The organism is Acaryochloris sp. IP29b_bin.137 (assembly GCF_028285745.1).
GTDB lineage: Bacteria > Cyanobacteriota > Cyanobacteriia > Thermosynechococcales > Thermosynechococcaceae > Acaryochloris.
On the sequence record NZ_JANQOP010000044.1, the window covers coordinates 1 to 15,698 of the forward strand.

The 15,698-nt window shown below is 49.9% G+C and carries 10 protein-coding genes; all 10 read left to right on the forward strand.

Annotation, left to right across the window (positions count from 1 at the left end; translation table 11 throughout):
• Positions 1 to 996: condensation domain-containing protein (locus Q0991_RS03450; protein ID WP_299485538.1), on the forward strand; the 996-nt coding region annotated here is incomplete at its 5' end.
• The gene (locus Q0991_RS03455; RefSeq protein ID WP_299485540.1) at positions 993 to 4,208 is read left to right on the forward strand and encodes an amino acid adenylation domain-containing protein; all 3,216 of its coding nucleotides are present in this window, start codon (positions 993 to 995) and stop codon (positions 4,206 to 4,208) included. The genes Q0991_RS03450 and Q0991_RS03455, both read left to right, overlap by 4 nt.
• Complete coding sequence (locus tag Q0991_RS03460) at positions 4,205 to 7,609, forward strand: amino acid adenylation domain-containing protein (RefSeq protein WP_299485541.1); 3,405 nt, start codon at positions 4,205 to 4,207, stop codon at positions 7,607 to 7,609. The genes Q0991_RS03455 and Q0991_RS03460 overlap by 4 nt, the downstream gene beginning before the upstream one ends.
• Positions 7,606 to 10,746: a thioester reductase domain-containing protein gene (locus Q0991_RS03465; RefSeq protein ID WP_299485543.1), complete on the forward strand. Its 3,141-nt coding sequence runs from the start codon at positions 7,606 to 7,608 to the stop codon at positions 10,744 to 10,746. Before Q0991_RS03460 ends, Q0991_RS03465 begins: the two co-directional genes overlap by 4 nt.
• A gap of 35 nt (positions 10,747 to 10,781) precedes the next feature.
• Entirely contained in the window at positions 10,782 to 11,696 is a 915-nt protein-coding gene (locus tag Q0991_RS03470; RefSeq protein ID WP_299485545.1) for a class I SAM-dependent methyltransferase, read from the forward strand.
• A gap of 22 nt (positions 11,697 to 11,718) precedes the next feature.
• A complete protein-coding gene (locus tag Q0991_RS03475) occupies positions 11,719 to 13,170 on the forward strand; it encodes an aspartate aminotransferase family protein (RefSeq protein ID WP_299485547.1) in 1,452 nt (483 codons plus the stop codon).
• 42 nt (positions 13,171 to 13,212) lie between these two features.
• Entirely contained in the window at positions 13,213 to 13,443 is a 231-nt protein-coding gene (locus Q0991_RS03480; protein ID WP_299485549.1) for an MbtH family NRPS accessory protein, read from the forward strand.
• Positions 13,436 to 13,957 carry a hypothetical protein gene (locus Q0991_RS03485; RefSeq protein WP_299485550.1) on the forward strand — a complete coding sequence of 174 codons (522 nt, stop codon included), beginning with the start codon at positions 13,436 to 13,438 and terminating at the stop codon, positions 13,955 to 13,957. The genes Q0991_RS03480 and Q0991_RS03485 overlap by 8 nt, the downstream gene beginning before the upstream one ends.
• A complete protein-coding gene (locus Q0991_RS03490; RefSeq protein WP_299485552.1) occupies positions 13,957 to 14,526 on the forward strand; it encodes a siderophore biosynthesis protein in 570 nt (189 codons plus the stop codon). Before Q0991_RS03485 ends, Q0991_RS03490 begins: the two co-directional genes overlap by 1 nt.
• Positions 14,527 to 14,543: 17 nt before the next feature.
• Entirely contained in the window at positions 14,544 to 15,401 is an 858-nt protein-coding gene (locus tag Q0991_RS03495; RefSeq protein ID WP_299485554.1) for a sterol desaturase family protein, read from the forward strand.
• The last annotated feature ends 297 nt before the right edge of the window (positions 15,402 to 15,698 follow it).

The following is a 15,698-nucleotide window of genomic DNA, read 5'->3' on the forward strand; positions in this document are numbered from 1 at the left end:
CATCTCATCGTTGATGGAATTTCCTGGCGGATACTGTTAGAAGATTTACAGTTACTTTATCTTCAACTCCACCAAGCTGGAACGGCCCAATTGCCGTTGAAGTCATTTTCTACAAAGGATTGGGTTGAGCGATTACAGACCTTAGAGCGATCGTCAGAAATTCCCTATTGGCATACCGTTACCCAGGCTGAGTTAGCGCCCCTGCCCGTTGATTTTGCAGGTGGCGACAACACAATGGCCCAGGCAGAAACGTTTTCAGTCGCCCTAACCGTTGATGAAACACGGTGCTTGCTCCAAGAAGTTCCTGCGGCCTACCCCGTTCAAATGAATGATCTGCTGCTGACTGCCCTAGGACTTGCTCTTAAGCCTTGGGCTGGTCCAACCCTCCGCCTTGCGGTAGAAGGGCATGGGCGACCCGATGATCTGGATCTATCCCGTACCGTAGGCTGGTTAACCGCCCTCTATCCCCTATTGATCAAACTACCGGAGCAAGAAGAGCTGGGGGCAATCATCAAAGCGGTTAAAGAAACCGTGAGATCCGTTCCTGATCAAGGACTGGGGTATGGTATTTTACGCTATCTTCAGGGTCATGCCGTTCCGGCGACAGAAACCCCCATTCGATTTAACTATTTAGGCCAAACGGATCAGCTGTTTGCAAACTCTGAGTGGTTTACCTCAGCCCCTGAATCCACAGGGTCATCTCGAAGCCCTTATGGTTGCCGCGATGTGCTGATTGAAATAAATGCAGTTATCAGCCAGGGACATCTGAAGCTGCACTGGACCTACAGTCGAAGGCTGCATCGTCAAGGAACGATTTCCGACTTAGCACGAGCCCATGTGGAGCAGCTCAGGGGGTTGATGGAATATTGTTTATCTGCCGATACCGATCCAGGCTATAGCCCCGCTGATTTTCCGCAGATGGCATTGGCGCAGGACGAGCTAGATCAGCTGCTTGATACTTTAGATTTCTCGATTGTGGGGGGACAGGACGGATGACGACAACAACTCCTAAGTCCTCAAAGCGCCATGCGATCGCTAATATGTATCCCCTGTCCCCCATGCAGGAAGGGCTGTTATTTCACACACTGCTGACTCCCCAAGCGGGTACTTATATGCCGCAAGTGGTGCTGACCTTTTCTGGGGTCTTGGATAGCCAAATCCTTCGACAGGCTTGGCAAACAACCCTTGAACACCATGATATCCTCCGCACTGGTTTTTACTGGGAACAGCGAGATCAACCCTTTCAAGTGGTGTATCGACAGCTCTCCCTGCCCTGGGTAGAACAGGACTGGCAAACCCTATCTCCAAGGGAGCAGACGGCCAAACTAGAGATTCTCCTAGCCTGCAACCGTGACGAACCCTTTAACTTGAACCAGCCCCCACTGATGCGTTTAACCTGGGTTGCTCTGGGGGACAACCGCTATCATCTGATTTGGTGCTATCACCATCTGATTCTCGATGGCTGGTCCACAGGCCAGGTCCTCAAGGATGTTTTTCAGCAGTACTTTGCCGACATCGGCACGTTACCCACCATTGCAATACCCACACCGCCTTCCTACGGCAACTATATTGCTTGGCTCAATCGGCAAGACCCCGCTGCCGCCCAGAATTTCTGGAAAACCTACCTAGACGGCTGGTGGGAACCGACAGCACTCCCCATCTTGAAGCTCGGCAAAGCAGTCGAGGGAACCTCTTCAAATTCTCTGGCAGACCGACAGAAATGTCTTTCGGCAGCAGTTACCAAAAGGTTGCGGAACTTTTGCCAGCAGCATCAACTAACCCTTAACAATCTGGTTCAGGGAGCCTTGGGCTTGCTCCTGAGCCGCTACTGCAATACCGATGACGCGGTATTTGGAGCCACCTACGCGGGGCGTCCACCGGATCTAACAGGGTCACTAACCACCGTGGGGCTGTTTATCAATACGCTGCCTGTGCGGGTTAAAGTCAAGCGCCAGCAGACGGTGTTGGCATGGCTCCAAAGACTCAGCACCCAGCAGTCAGAAACCACAGCCTACGACTATGTTTCGCTGCGGGATATCCAAGGCTGGGTCAATGGAGGGCGATCGCTGTTTGACTGTCTGCTGGTATTTGAAAGCTATCCGGTTTCAGCAGAGCTATTCCAAGGACAAACGGCATTTGAGCTAGAGTCACTTCAGTTTAATGAATGGACTCATTTTCCACTGACCCTCCTGGTCTCTGTCGGCGACAGTCTAACCCTCACCGCCAAATATCGGACTGAGCAAATTTCTGCTGATGCAATCGAACGCTTCCTAGAGCATTTCAGCCGACTCATCGTGACACTAGCAGAACAGCCCCATAGCTCTTTGCCAGCAATCACCTTGCTTTCCAAGGCGGAGCAAGATCAGATAAGGGCATGGAATCAAACGGATACTGACTATCCTCTCCATCAGACGTTGCCCGATTTGCTGTTTGCCCAAGCGGAGAAAACACCAGAAGCAGTAGCGCTGATTGTTGATGAAGTAACACTGACTTACCGAGAACTCCACCAACGGGCTAATCAGCTCGCTCATCGGCTACAAAAGCAGGGAATAGGTCCTGAACATCGAGTGGCGATTTACCTAGAGCGATCCGTCGCCATGATGGTGGCGATTCTCGCTGTCGTCAAAGCTGGGGCAACCTATGTTCCCCTTGACCCCAGCTATCCCCAAGCACGTCTGCAGTGGATGTTAGAAGATGCCGCTGTTGCTGCAGTCCTCACGGACCAATCAACACTTTTACCCACGCTGCCTTCAATTGCTCCATTGATTGATGTTTCTGCAGGAACCCATTCTCCTACCACAGAGCCGCAACGTCTACTCCACCCTGATAACAGTGTCTATATCATCTATACGTCCGGCTCCACGGGGCAACCCAAGGGGGTCATTAATACCCATCGGGGTTTAGTGAACCGTTTGCAATGGATGCAGGAGACCTATGCATTATCAATCGGCGATCGCGTTCTCCAAAAGACGCCTCTCAGTTTCGATGTCTCTGTTTGGGAACTCTTTTGGCCGCTGCTCAACGGCGCGACGCTAGTGGTTGCGAAACCAGGTGGTCATAAAGATAATGCCTACTTAGTTGACATTTTCCGTCAGCAAAACATTACTACTCTGCATTTTGTGCCCAGTATGCTGGCGGCGTTCTTAGAAGCACCTAGCGCCTGCCCCTCCCTAAAGCAGGTGATATGTAGTGGTGAAGCCCTATCGCCAGAACTTCAGAGGCAGTTTTTTGAGCAGTTCCCTGATGCAGAACTCCATAACCTCTACGGACCGACGGAGGCTGCCATTGATGTAACGGCTTGGCGCTGTCAGCCAGGAGAGGGCTCAGTTCCTATTGGTCACCCGATTGCCAACACTCGGATTTACCTACTGGACCAAGATTATAACCCTGTGCCCGTCGGCATTCCAGGAGAGCTTTACATTAGCGGCACTGGCGTGGCCCGTGGTTATCTAAATCAGCCCGCTCTAACAGCGGAGCGGTTTATACCGAACCCCTTTGCGGATCGGGAGAGCGACAGTGAATATTCAGTGCTATATAAAACCGGTGATCTGGCTCGTTATCGCTCAGATGGAGGGATTGAATATTTAAATCGTCAAGACTCCCAGATCAAGCTTAGGGGTGTACGCATGGAGCTAGGGGAGGTTGAGTCCGTACTGGCTGAGCATCCTAATATCAGTCAAACAGCCGTGTTATTGCGAGAGGATCTGCCCTCTGGTCCTGCTCTAGTGGCCTACGTTGTAGGTGATCTAGAGGAGACACCATCAGAGAAAAAAGCATTAACAACGTTTTTGCAGCAGCGTTTACCGAGTGGTTTTATCCCCCAACGGTGGGTGATGCTAGATGCCTTACCTTTGACCCCTAACGGCAAGCTGGATCGACGTTCCCTGCCGCTGCCTGAGCAGGAAGGGGAGGGAGAAAAAGTGCCGCCTCGTAATCCCACGGAAGTTGCGATCGCAAATATTTGGACCGCTATTCTCCAAATCGAAGACCTCAGTATTGACGACAACTTTTTTGAGTTAGGCGGTCATTCCCTCAGCGCAACCCGTGCCAATACCCGTCTGCGCCAACAGTTTAACCTTGATTTGCCCCTTCATAGTTTATTTACCTATCCCACGATTGAGACCCTAGCGATTCATATTGATGCGCTGAGTATCGCCGCCACTCCACCGTCTCAGCCCACCGCTGGTTATAAGGAGATTGAGTTATGAGCTCTGAGATTCTGACTCCCAACACCTCAGCCATTGCCAACTACCTAGCTGGTCTAGCCCGGCAGGATATCAAACTGTGGTTAGACGGAGAGCGGCTGCGGTGTAGTGGTCCCGAGGAACTGCTCACCGATGGCTTTAATGCCGAACTCAAAGCCCGTAAAGCTGAGATTGTAGCCTTCCTACAGCAGGCCCAGCCCAGTTTGCCTCCCCTCAAGCCTGCGGAGCGTCCCGAACAGCTACCACTCTCCTTTGCTCAACAGCGTCTCTGGTTTCTCAATCAGATGCAGCCCGATCTAGCTGTCTATAATTTGCCGATGGCAATTGAGGTAGAGGGATTCCTAGATATAGCGGCGTTGACCCAAAGCCTGAATGAGATTGTATGCCGCCACGAAGTATTACGGACCCGATTTGTAACCCGAAATGGTCAGCCAGAGCAGGTGACTGGTAAACCAGAGCCGGTGAGAATTGTCCAAATCGATCTTCAGGGTGCTCCTGACCCTGAAGCCCAAATCCGAGAGTTTGCCGTTACTGATGCCCAAAAGTCCTTTGATCTGAGTCAAGATCAACTATTGCGTGTTACGCTCCTGAAACTCAGCGAGACACTATCAATGGTGCTATTTACCCTGCATCATATTATTGCCGATGGCTGGTCGATGGAGATTTTGGTGCAGGAGTTGGGAGCAGGCTACCGAGCTGCCTTGATGGGCCAAACGGCTTCACTGCCGGAATTGCCGATTCAGTATGCCGACTTTGCCCTGTGGCAACGCCAGTGGCTACAGGGAGAACAGCTCGAACACCAGCTAGACTATTGGCGACAGCAGTTAGACGACAATCTACCCGTACTGCAACTACCGACTGATGGTTCTCGGTCCAGGGTGCAAACTTATCGAGGTGCAGTGGAACAATTCTCTCTGTCGCCGGAGCTCAGTCAGAAACTCAATGATTTAGCGCAGCAGCAGTCCACCACTCTGTTTATGACATTGCTAGCGACCTTTAAGGTCTTACTGTATCGCTATACCAGTCAGACTGATGTCGTGGTGGGCACCCCCGTCGCCAATCGTCAGCGAGCCGAAGTGGAGGGGCTGATCGGGTTGTTTGTGAATACCCTGGTGCTGCGATCACAGCTTACTCCTCAATCCAGCTTTCAATCATTCCTGCAGCAGGTGAAAGCCACCACCCTTGAGGCTTACGACCATCAAGATCTTCCCTTTGAAAAACTGGTTGAAGCCCTCCAGCCAGAGCGAGATCTAAGCCATAGTCCCCTGTTTCAGGTTAAGTTTCGCCTTGAAAATGCGCCCCAGGAGACCCTGAGCCTACCGGGATTGACCTTTAAGCGTCTCTCTCAGCCAGTTACCACTGCCAAGCTGGACCTTAGCGTCGATCTCTATGAGACACCGGAGGGCATCGTGGGCGGTTTTGAATATAACTGCGACCTGTTCAAAGCTGAAACGATTCAGCAGATGGTCGTCCATTTTCAAACCCTGCTGGCATCCATTGTTGCGACGCCAGAACAGCCCCTTTGCGAGCTGCCGATGTTGACGGAAACCGAATGTCAGCAGCAGCTTGAGGACTGGAACCAAACCCAGAAACCCTATCGCACCAGCTGTTTCCACTATTTATTTGAAGAGCAGGTGAAGCAATGGCCTGAAGCAATCGCTCTCATCTATGACAACGGCAACGAAGCTCAGAAACTCTCCTACACCGAACTTAACCAGCGCAGCAATCAGTTAGCCCACTATCTTCAGTCTTTAGAAATTGGCCCTGAAAGCATTGTCGGTATCTGCGTCGATCGCTCCCTTGATATGATCATCGCCATGCTGGCCGTGCTCAAGGCGGGCGGTGCCTATCTCCCCCTTGACCCTGCCTATCCTCCTGAGCGCCTGGACTATATGCTCACGGATGCTCAGGTCACCATTCTGCTCACCCATAGTCAGATTTCTTTGAGCACCCCAGCTCAGCGCATCAATCTCGATACCGACTGGCCTCAACATCAACCCGATACTAATCCAACCCATACGGTTGGTCCCGATCATTTAGCCTATTTGATTTATACCTCTGGTTCGACAGGCAAGCCCAAGGGCGTCCTGATTCCACATGGTGGGTTAGTGAACCTGACTGAAGATAAAATTCGGGTCTGTCAGGTCTGTCCCGGTGACTGTATCCTACAGTTTTTCTCCTTTAGCTTTGATGCCTCCATTCCAGAGATCATCATGGCCCTAGCCACAGGCTCTAAGCTGCTGCTAGCCTCTGCAACAATGCTCCTTCCCGGACCCGATCTGAAGGCTTTGCTTCAACGCCACCAGGTCACCCACATTACTCTGACGCCCTCGGCCTTAGTGAGCGTGCCCACCGACAACTTCCCCGATCTGCGGATGGTCTTAGTGGGCGGCGAAGCACCCAGTCCTGAGCTCATTGCAACCTGGAGCCAAAATCGTCTATTTATCAATGCCTATGGGCCCACTGAAACTACAGTGAACGCTAGTATGGTGCCCTGCGGCAGTGGTCACCCCGTTGAGCCCACGCTATTGCCTAGCACCAATAAGCAGCTCTATATCTTGGATGACAATCTCCAACTATTACCGATTGGTGTACCGGGAGAACTTCATATTGGGGGGGTGGGCTTGGCTCGTGGGTATTTACATCGACCCGATCTAACGGCAGAGCGATTTATCCCCACCCCCTTTGTCAATCCCGATCATATAAACAATGCCCAGTCGACGCTTTATAAAACAGGTGACTTAGCAGAATATCTTCCCAATGGCCGAATTAAGATTTTAGGCCGGATTGATAACCAGACCAAAATTCGTGGTTTTCGCATTGAGTTAGGGGAAGTAGAGCGGGTTCTTCAGTCCCACCCAGACGTCAAGGCTAGTGTCGTGATTGTGCGCGAGGACGCAGGCAGCAAAAGTCTAGTGGCCTATGGCATCCCCATTCAAGAGAGAACCCAGGCAACCCCAGTTGAGGTGCGTCAATTTATTGCCGAAACATTACCTCAATATATGGTGCCGTCAGTGTTTATGTGGCTACCGACCCTACCGTTGACGCCCAATGGCAAAGTTGATACTCAAGCCCTACCTGCACCCACTGTTATTTCTACCCAAGATCAGGTAGCACCTCGCAGTCAAACAGAGCAAGTGCTGGCTGAGATTTTTGCTCAGGTCCTTTCCCTAGAATCGGTGGGTATCTATGATGACTTCTTTGAGCTGGGCGGTCATTCGCTGTTGGCCACCCAGCTTGTGGCTCAGCTACTCAATCAGTTTCAAGTGGAAATTACCGTGATTGATCTGTTTGAGGCCCCCACCGGTGCAGCTCTCGCCCAGCGTGTTGAGCAGAAGCAACGTCTCAGCCAGATGCAGCAACCCATTGACAGCGATGAAGACCGGGAGGAAATCGCCATATGAGCGCCTACCTCAAACCAAGCGTGATCGCAGAACCGCTAATCAATCAGTGGTATGCCTGGAGCTATCTTATTCCGCCCGCAACTGCGGCTCGATATTTAACGGAATCGCAACTGCGCATTATGCAGTCCTTTGTAGATGCGCCAGCGGTCCATGCTGCAACCTTACGCAATCCAGCGATGCAGGGAGGACCGTTTATTCAGCACGCTCCCAACCGGGTAGGTGAGATTAAAGCTTTGCTGGAGAAAACAAAGGTAGAGCAGACTCGGTTGGTGGGCTTGAGTAAGGCGATCGCCACCCTTACGGGTCAACTAGCCAACCATTCCCCCGGTGAGTCGCTGGAACCCCTCTATGCCGATCTTCCCGATGCACTGAAGGGTTATGTCGAGCTGGCGTATGACGCCCAAAATAACCCATCCATCCGCTGGATTGAAGGATTGCTCTATCGCAGCGAGTACTATAGTCCAGCCCAGCAAAGCCTGGCATTACATCTAGATGCTGATTGTGACCAGCGGGCCTTTGTGATGAGTACACCTCGACTGCCCGATGACAACAGCCTGTTCCTATCGATTCCCTTTGCCGATGGGCGCTTAGATCAGCTGTTTCAGATGCGTCATCAGCCCCAGTCGGTGCAGGCGATAGCTGCGCTACTTGAGATTCGAAATTGCGATCGCACTCTGTTCGAACAGCTCTTTACCTCAGAACCACCGCGCCAGCGATCTCCCTATCTAGGTAGCGGGGTCAGAGTTCGCTATATGGGCCATGCCTGCGTTCTGATTGAGACAGCAGAGGTCTCCATTCTTTGCGATCCCCTCATCAGCTATGAACATCCCACAGGGATGGCTCGCTATAGCTATAGTGACTTGCCCGAAACCATTGACTATGCTCTGATTACCCACAACCATCAGGACCACGTCATGCTGGAGACACTGCTGCAGCTTCGGCATAAAATTAAGCACCTTATTGTCCCCAGCGGTCAAAAAGGTTCTCTCCTCGATCCATCATTAAAACTGGCCCTGCAACAGATTGGCTTCTCTCAGGTTTCCACCCTAGATGAGCTAGACAGCATCCCCCTTCCCGATGGTGAAATCATCAGCATTCCCGTGTTGGGGGAACATGGCGATCTCAATATTGCCACCAAAAATGCTTACTGGATTACCCTCAAAGGTCGCTCCATCCTTTGTGCGGCTGACTCTAACAACCTCGATTCAACTCTCTATGCTCACATCCATCACCTACTGGGTGATCTAGATTTGCTGTTTATCGGCATGGAATGTGATGGTGCTCCCTTTACCTGGGCCTATGGCCCCCTACTGCTCCAACCCACTGCCTATCAGCAGGCCCAAACTCGACGTCTGGATGGCTCTAACTGCGATCGGGCTCTAGACCTGATCAATCAACTCAATCCTCAGCAAGTTTATGTCTACGCGATGGGCCAAGAACCCTGGCTTACCTATATCACCTCCATTGACTACACCCCAGACTCAGCTCCTATCCAAGAATCCAGTCAGCTTGTAGAACACTGTCAGCAGCAAAATCGGATCAGCGAACGCTTGTTAGGCCATAAAGAAATCGAGCTGCCACCAGGTCAGCCCCCTTGCAGAACCAGTGCCCCAATTTCCGTTAAACCAGTTATTACCCCAGTGCCTGAATTTGTACCGCGATTACCCAAGCAACAAAAGCCAGTTTCTCAGCAGCCTTTAACGTCTATTTCCCCTGCAACACCTATGCCTAATGACGACCTCACTCCTTTCCTTACTCAGCTGCAAAGCCTAGATATTCGTCTCTGGCTAGAGGAAGATACCCTCCGCTGCAGTGCCCCAAAAGGGGCTCTAACCCCGGAGCTTACTGCTCAGCTCAAGGAGCATAAACCCACCATTATCGCTTTGCTCAAAGGCAGCACGGTACAGGCATCAGGATCATCTGTAGATCAATCCTCAGCTCAGCAACCCGACTGGCAGCAAGATCGGATTTTGCCCGCCGATATTACGCCATCGGCTGCTGTTGCCAGGGTCTCGTCTTCTCCTAAAACTATTTTCTTGACCGGAGCAACGGGTTTTCTTGGAGCCTTCCTTCTCTTTGAGCTATTGCAGCAAACCGATGCCCAGATCCATTGTCTGGTGCGCGATCTCAACTTAGACAAATTCAAGCAGTGCCTATCGGACTATCAAATTTGGAACCCCAGCTTTGCTGCCCGGCTGGTCCCTGTTGTAGGGGATTTATCCCAGCCTTACTTAGGACTATCAGAAACCCAGTTCTCCACTCTAGCTGAGCAGGTAGACAGCATCTATCACAACGGCGCTCAGGTTCACCATATTTCTCCCTACACCCAGCTTAAGGCCACCAATGTTGACGGCACCCGTGAAATTATCCGGTTAGCCTGTCATGGACATCCTAAACCCCTGCACTACACCTCGACCCTGAGCGTCTTACCGCCCACACCCCTAACGGGACAGGCCAAAATCTATGAACAGGATGACCTCAGTGCTTACCCGGTCCCAACAGGGGGATATAACCGCAGTAAATGGGTAGCCGAGCAACTAGTGGCTCAAGCCCGAGATCGCCACCTTCCCGTCACCATCTATCGTCCTGGCCCCATTTCTGGCCATAGCCAAACCGGCGTCTTTAACCGCAACGATTTTCTCTATCGGTTAATGCAGGGCTATGTGCAATCCGGTATGGCTCCTGACGGTGAAATGCCGCTAGACATACTGCCAGTGGACTACGTCAGCAAGATCATGGTTTACCTATCACTGCAGCAAACTTCCATTGGCAAAGCCTTTCATTTGATTCACCCTCAACCAACATCATCTGACCTCATCTTTTCTGCTTGCCATGGGGTGGGCTATCCCATTGAGCGCGTCCCCTACGCCACCTGGTTCCAGAAATTGATGGAGATTGCCCAGGGCGACCGCACCCACGCTCTTTACCCGCTCGTCTCTCTCTTTGCCTCCCGTCAGGAAACTGCAACAACGAGTAAATCCCGTCAGCTCGAACTCCCCTTCGATACCCAGCAAACTGATACAGCCTTAGAGGCCGCTCCCTTTAAGCCACCCACCCTAAATCAAGTGCTCTTTGAGACTTATCTCAACACCATGATCGAAACCGGAACGCTGTCGCCACCCCCGGTCCCTGCCTAAATCTACCTTTCACTTCTTGACCCCGATTTTTTCCTATGACTGACCGCTATACCGACTACAACAACTGGGCTTGGCTCTACAACGAAACCGTTGGCCCCGACTATAGTCAGCCTCAGCTCAACCTGCTTAAGCGGGTCTTTCTGCCCCATATCCCTGATCAGGGACGGATTTTGGACCTTTGCTGCGGCACAGGTCAGTTAATTCAGCCCCTAGTCAATGCTGGATATCAGGTTACAGGCCTTGATGGTTCGGAAGAGATGCTGACCTATGCCCGCCAAAATGCACCTCAGGCCACCTATCTGCTAGAAGATGCCCGCCAGTTTGAGTCTGAAACGGCCTTTGATGGGGCCTTTTCCACCAGCGCTTCTCTCAATCACCTCATGAGTCTGACGGATCTGCGCCAAGTCTTCGAGCGGGTTTATGCAACCCTTAAAAGCGGGAGCCTATTCGTCTTCGATCTTAACCACCCTGGACAGCTTAAACGCTGGTGGCGCGGTCAACCCACCGAAGGGGAAATCCGTCGCCGCTATGCCTGGATGATCACTCCTCACTACGACCCCCAAAACACCGAAGGGGCATTTATCGTCAAAATTTACCAAGCTGGCCATCCCCCAGAAGGTTTGGGCCAAATTCTGTCCTTCCTAAGACGGTTACTCTACAAAATTCTGAGTCATCCTCGTTTTATTGGGTTGCGCCTTAAACTGCTGCAGAACTTTAATCGCTTTGAACCACACTGGCAACAGTTAACCCTGACTTATCCCATCAAGGGCCACTCTATTGATGCGGTCAAAGACACTCTGGCACAGGTGGGATTTACAAATATTGATCTGCAGACCATCGACGGTCACTCGGAAATTGACAACAATCACTCGGCTCACTTTATCTGCACCAAACCATCCTCAGTGTCACTGACGAATGCCTCGACTCAAGCGAACAACTCCATTGCCTGATATCCGCATTCCCTTCTAACCTATGACTCTCACTTCTACCACTCACCAAGCCCACCTGCAGTCGATTATTGATCGCTATACCCAGCGCACAGCTCAATCAAAGCAGTTTGCAGCAGACAACCGCTCCTTGCTGGCAGATAAAAGCTCTATTGGTTTTAACTTCTCCCCCGAAACCAAGGAGATGTGCTACCCAGTGGTGGCAGCACGATCTCAGGGTTCAAGACTTTGGGACATCGACGGCAATGAATATATCGACATTCTCATGGGGCTGGGGACTTATCTCTTTGGCCATAATCCTGCCTTTGTTCAGGCAGCGATTACTGAGCAGCTACAGAGGGGGATGGCGATCGGTCCTCAATCAGAGCGAGTGGGAGCCGTTGCCCAGCTTATCCGTGACCTAACCGGCATGGAGCGGGTAACCTTCAGCAACACCGGAACAGAGGCTGTAATGACGGCAGTACGCATTGCCCGCACCGCGACTCGCCGATCTAAGATTGCCGTGTTTACGAATTCCTATCACGGTCATTTCGATGCAGCGCTAATGCGGGCTCCAATCAGTGAATACGCCCGTAAAAAGGCAGTGCGCGTCACTGGTGCTAAATCTTGGCTAGCTCCCCTCAACTGGCTACTGAAACAGCGCCTTAATACTCGAGCGGTCCCTGCTGCCCTCGGTGTACCTGCCGCCGTCGCCCGCGATGTCATCATTCTGGAGTACGGCAATCCTCAATCCCTTGCGGTGATCAAAGCCCATCGCAATGATCTCGCGGCAGTCCTCGTTGAACCTGTCCAAAGTCGTTGCCCTGAACTACAGCCTCAAGAATTTCTACAGGAGTTGCGAGATCTTACCCAGACTCACAATATTACTCTTATTTTTGATGAGATGGTGACTGGATTTCGTATTCATCCCGGTGGCGCTCAGGCTTATTTTGACATTCAGGCTGACATCACCACCTATAGCAAAATTGCCGGGGGTGGTTTGCCGCTTTCAATCATTGCCGGAGCTGCACGGTTTATGGACCACATTGATGGCGGTGTGTGGCACTACAGCGATGACTCGGTCCCTCAGGTGCCAACCACATTCTTTGCGGGCACCTTCTGCAAGCATCCCCTGGCGCTAGCTGCTTCAGAAGCGGCACTCAGCCATCTCAAGGCTGCTGGACCATCACTTCAAGCTGAACTCACCCAAAAAACGGTTGATTTGGTAGCTCGACTGAATGACTTTACTGCAACTGCCTGCTTGCCCGTTCGCTTTACGCAGTTTGGTTCATTTTTTGCGATCGCACTGACCCATAGCAATATCTCCCCCCTTGCACTCAATCTCCTTTCATACCACCTCCTCAATCGAGGTATCCATCTTCGCAGCGGGGATAAAGGAGGGTTCCTCTCCACCGCCCACACTCAAGAAGATATTGATGCGATTTATATTGCCTTCACAGAGGGACTCATGGCCCTTTTTGAAGCCAACTACCTTTAACTATGTTCCATATCTACATTTGTTTTATACACAAAAAAAATTATGACCGAATCAACCGAAACAATATATAGAGTTGTCATCAGTGATGAAGGACGCTACTCCATTTGGCCAGAATTCAAAGAAATTCCTTGGGGTTGGCGCGCAGAAGGCAAACAAGGATCCAAACAAGAGTGCCTCGACTACATTGCTGAAGTTTGGACAGACATGCGCCCTTTAAGTCTTCAAAAAATAATGGCCACACCACCTCAAGAAGAGCAGTCCACCAATGACTAGTCAAGTTGCCATAACGCTGGGAAGGCATTCTAAGCAAGCTGCTAAGGAACTTTCTGTGACTCCGGATAACTCGTTCGATACTCTAGATCTGCTCGTACCATGGGATATTCCCCTAGAGTGCCAGTTGAGCGAGCCAGAAAAACAACGGATTCAACAATGCCTAGATCAGCTTGTAAATGCCATTAATGCACCAACATTTATCCAGGCTCTGTCACAAATTGAGACGATTCTTTCTCATCTAGAAACGCCAAAAACCCAACTCGCAAAGCCCAGTTCTACAAAGACAGCTCTCTCCACAGAGGAGGTTGATGACTATGACCAGTACTTCCGCGTGAACCATGTTGAATCTCATGAAACAGCCCTTTGTCTTGTCAGGGGTCTGCTGACAAACTGTCATCGGTTCATGGCCCTTTGCTACCAGAGCCCCCAGCTCGATCCCCAGCAGATAGATCAACAAAAGCAAGGCTTCTTATGCTATGTCCACCTGCTAACCAGAGTGTTTAATCTCGAATGATGACCCAACCAACTCCTCAATCAATATGGCAAGGATTCCATTGGTCGTTCTTTATCAACGTTCAGGGACTTATTATTAGCCTGCGAAGATTTGAAGCCCAGTTAGCCCTTGGCAATCTAGATCAAGCTCAAACAGAACTCTCCACTGCGACTAAGCTGCTTCTAGCTTCTGGAGCTTCCATGGAGTTGGCGGGTAGCTTCAGTCGTGAAGCCTATCAAATGGTTCGTGAATCAATGACTCCCCCTCAAGTGCGCGCTACGAATTTTAGCGGATTGATGTCTTGGGAGCATGCCGCACTCATGCAAATATGGAAACGCCTACGTCCGATATTCGCAACGCTACCCAATGACCTCCAGCCCCAGCACCAAAAGTTCATACAAGCTTACTTCTCACTGGTAGATGCTCATAAGGGCGTGTGTGAAAAATTTGGTGGAACCACAGATGGCAGCCTCAGATTTGAACAGAATTCAGCTATTGCTACCCTAGACCAATTCAGTCTCAGCCGTTGGCAACTTATAGATCCAACCCATTCAACGATATCCAAATGCCCTTTTTCATACAAGCACTAAATACAATACAGTTCCTAATGAGAGGGTTAACTCCTGCCCTTGAATTCACAAAATATATAGTCACTTCTTTTGCAATTTACGGCTGCTTCTTTATGGTAGAGAGAATCAGGCCTGTTGAATCTGACCAACCTAGATCTCACCTTTGGTTTAACCTAAGGTGGTTTGTTCTTTACAGCTTAATAGTCTTCGGTTTTCAGGCAATTGGTATAAGCATACTAGTTCCTACCATTCGTGATTCGCTTGGAGGATCACTAATAGACCTTCAGGCCCCCCACAACTCCTGGTCAGTATTGTTGCTTTCACTACTGTACTTATTTCTTGTTGATTTTTTCTATTATTGGTTTCATCGCCTACAACATACTAGTTCATTCCTGTGGGAACAACATAAACTTCATCACAGTGAACTTTCGCTAAATGTCACAAGCACTCGTCGAGTTCATTGGTTAGAAGAACCCTTAGTACTGATATTTTTGGGTTTACCATTAGGAATATTGATCCAATTTAATGGCTTACCATTAGGAGTCTTATCCCTTATTGAGATCTTATGGTTGCAATTTATCCATATGAATTTGAGACTACATTTAGGTACAGCTTCACGTATAATCACTGGACCTCAATATCACCGAATCCACCATTCATTCAAAGTTGAACACTTAGATAAAAACTTCTCGGCATTTTTTCCTTTATGGGATATTTTTTTTGGGACCTACTATCATCCTCAAAAAAATGAATTCCCAGCAACAGGTTTAAATAACAAAGAAGATTACAACAACATTTTTGTGGCATTTTTCTTACCTTTTAAAGGGTGGATTAGTTCAAAGCATAAGCACACCAGAATTTCAAAAACAAAAGGTGGATTAGTCAGGAAAGAATAATGGTATTGCGATTTTTCTAGTTTATTACTGAAACTAAAGTCTTGAGAAATTCATTGCTTAAACAAAAAATGAGAACAAGCTAAATTGAATAATAATTTACAAGTGAAAAAATCAACTATTAAGCTTAAATGACTTTAGTTATTCCAAATTCATAATATTCATAAGATAATATTATTAAACTTAACCACTCTGGACTGCAAGTCCAGAGGTTAAAGAAGGGACTGAAAGTCCCAATCTATAGCTGCGTCGTCAACTTATCGATCTGATGTGATATGAAAACCTCTAGCTGTTAGTGCT

Bases quoted from the DNA above. Each gene is read 5' to 3' on its own strand.
- Q0991_RS03455 (WP_299485540.1), top strand. From the start codon at position 993: ATGACGACAACAACTCCTAAGTCCTCAAAGCGCCATGCGATCGCTAAT.
- Q0991_RS03460 (WP_299485541.1), top strand. From the start codon at position 4,205: ATGAGCTCTGAGATTCTGACTCCCAACACCTCAGCCATTGCCAACTAC.
- Q0991_RS03465 (WP_299485543.1), top strand. From the start codon at position 7,606: ATGAGCGCCTACCTCAAACCAAGCGTGATCGCAGAACCGCTAATCAAT.
- Q0991_RS03470 (WP_299485545.1), top strand. From the start codon at position 10,782: ATGACTGACCGCTATACCGACTACAACAACTGGGCTTGGCTCTACAAC.
- Q0991_RS03475 (WP_299485547.1), top strand. From the start codon at position 11,719: ATGACTCTCACTTCTACCACTCACCAAGCCCACCTGCAGTCGATTATT.
- Q0991_RS03480 (WP_299485549.1), top strand. From the start codon at position 13,213: ATGACCGAATCAACCGAAACAATATATAGAGTTGTCATCAGTGATGAA.
- Q0991_RS03485 (WP_299485550.1), top strand. From the start codon at position 13,436: ATGACTAGTCAAGTTGCCATAACGCTGGGAAGGCATTCTAAGCAAGCT.
- Q0991_RS03490 (WP_299485552.1), top strand. From the start codon at position 13,957: ATGACCCAACCAACTCCTCAATCAATATGGCAAGGATTCCATTGGTCG.
- Q0991_RS03495 (WP_299485554.1), top strand. From the start codon at position 14,544: ATGAGAGGGTTAACTCCTGCCCTTGAATTCACAAAATATATAGTCACT.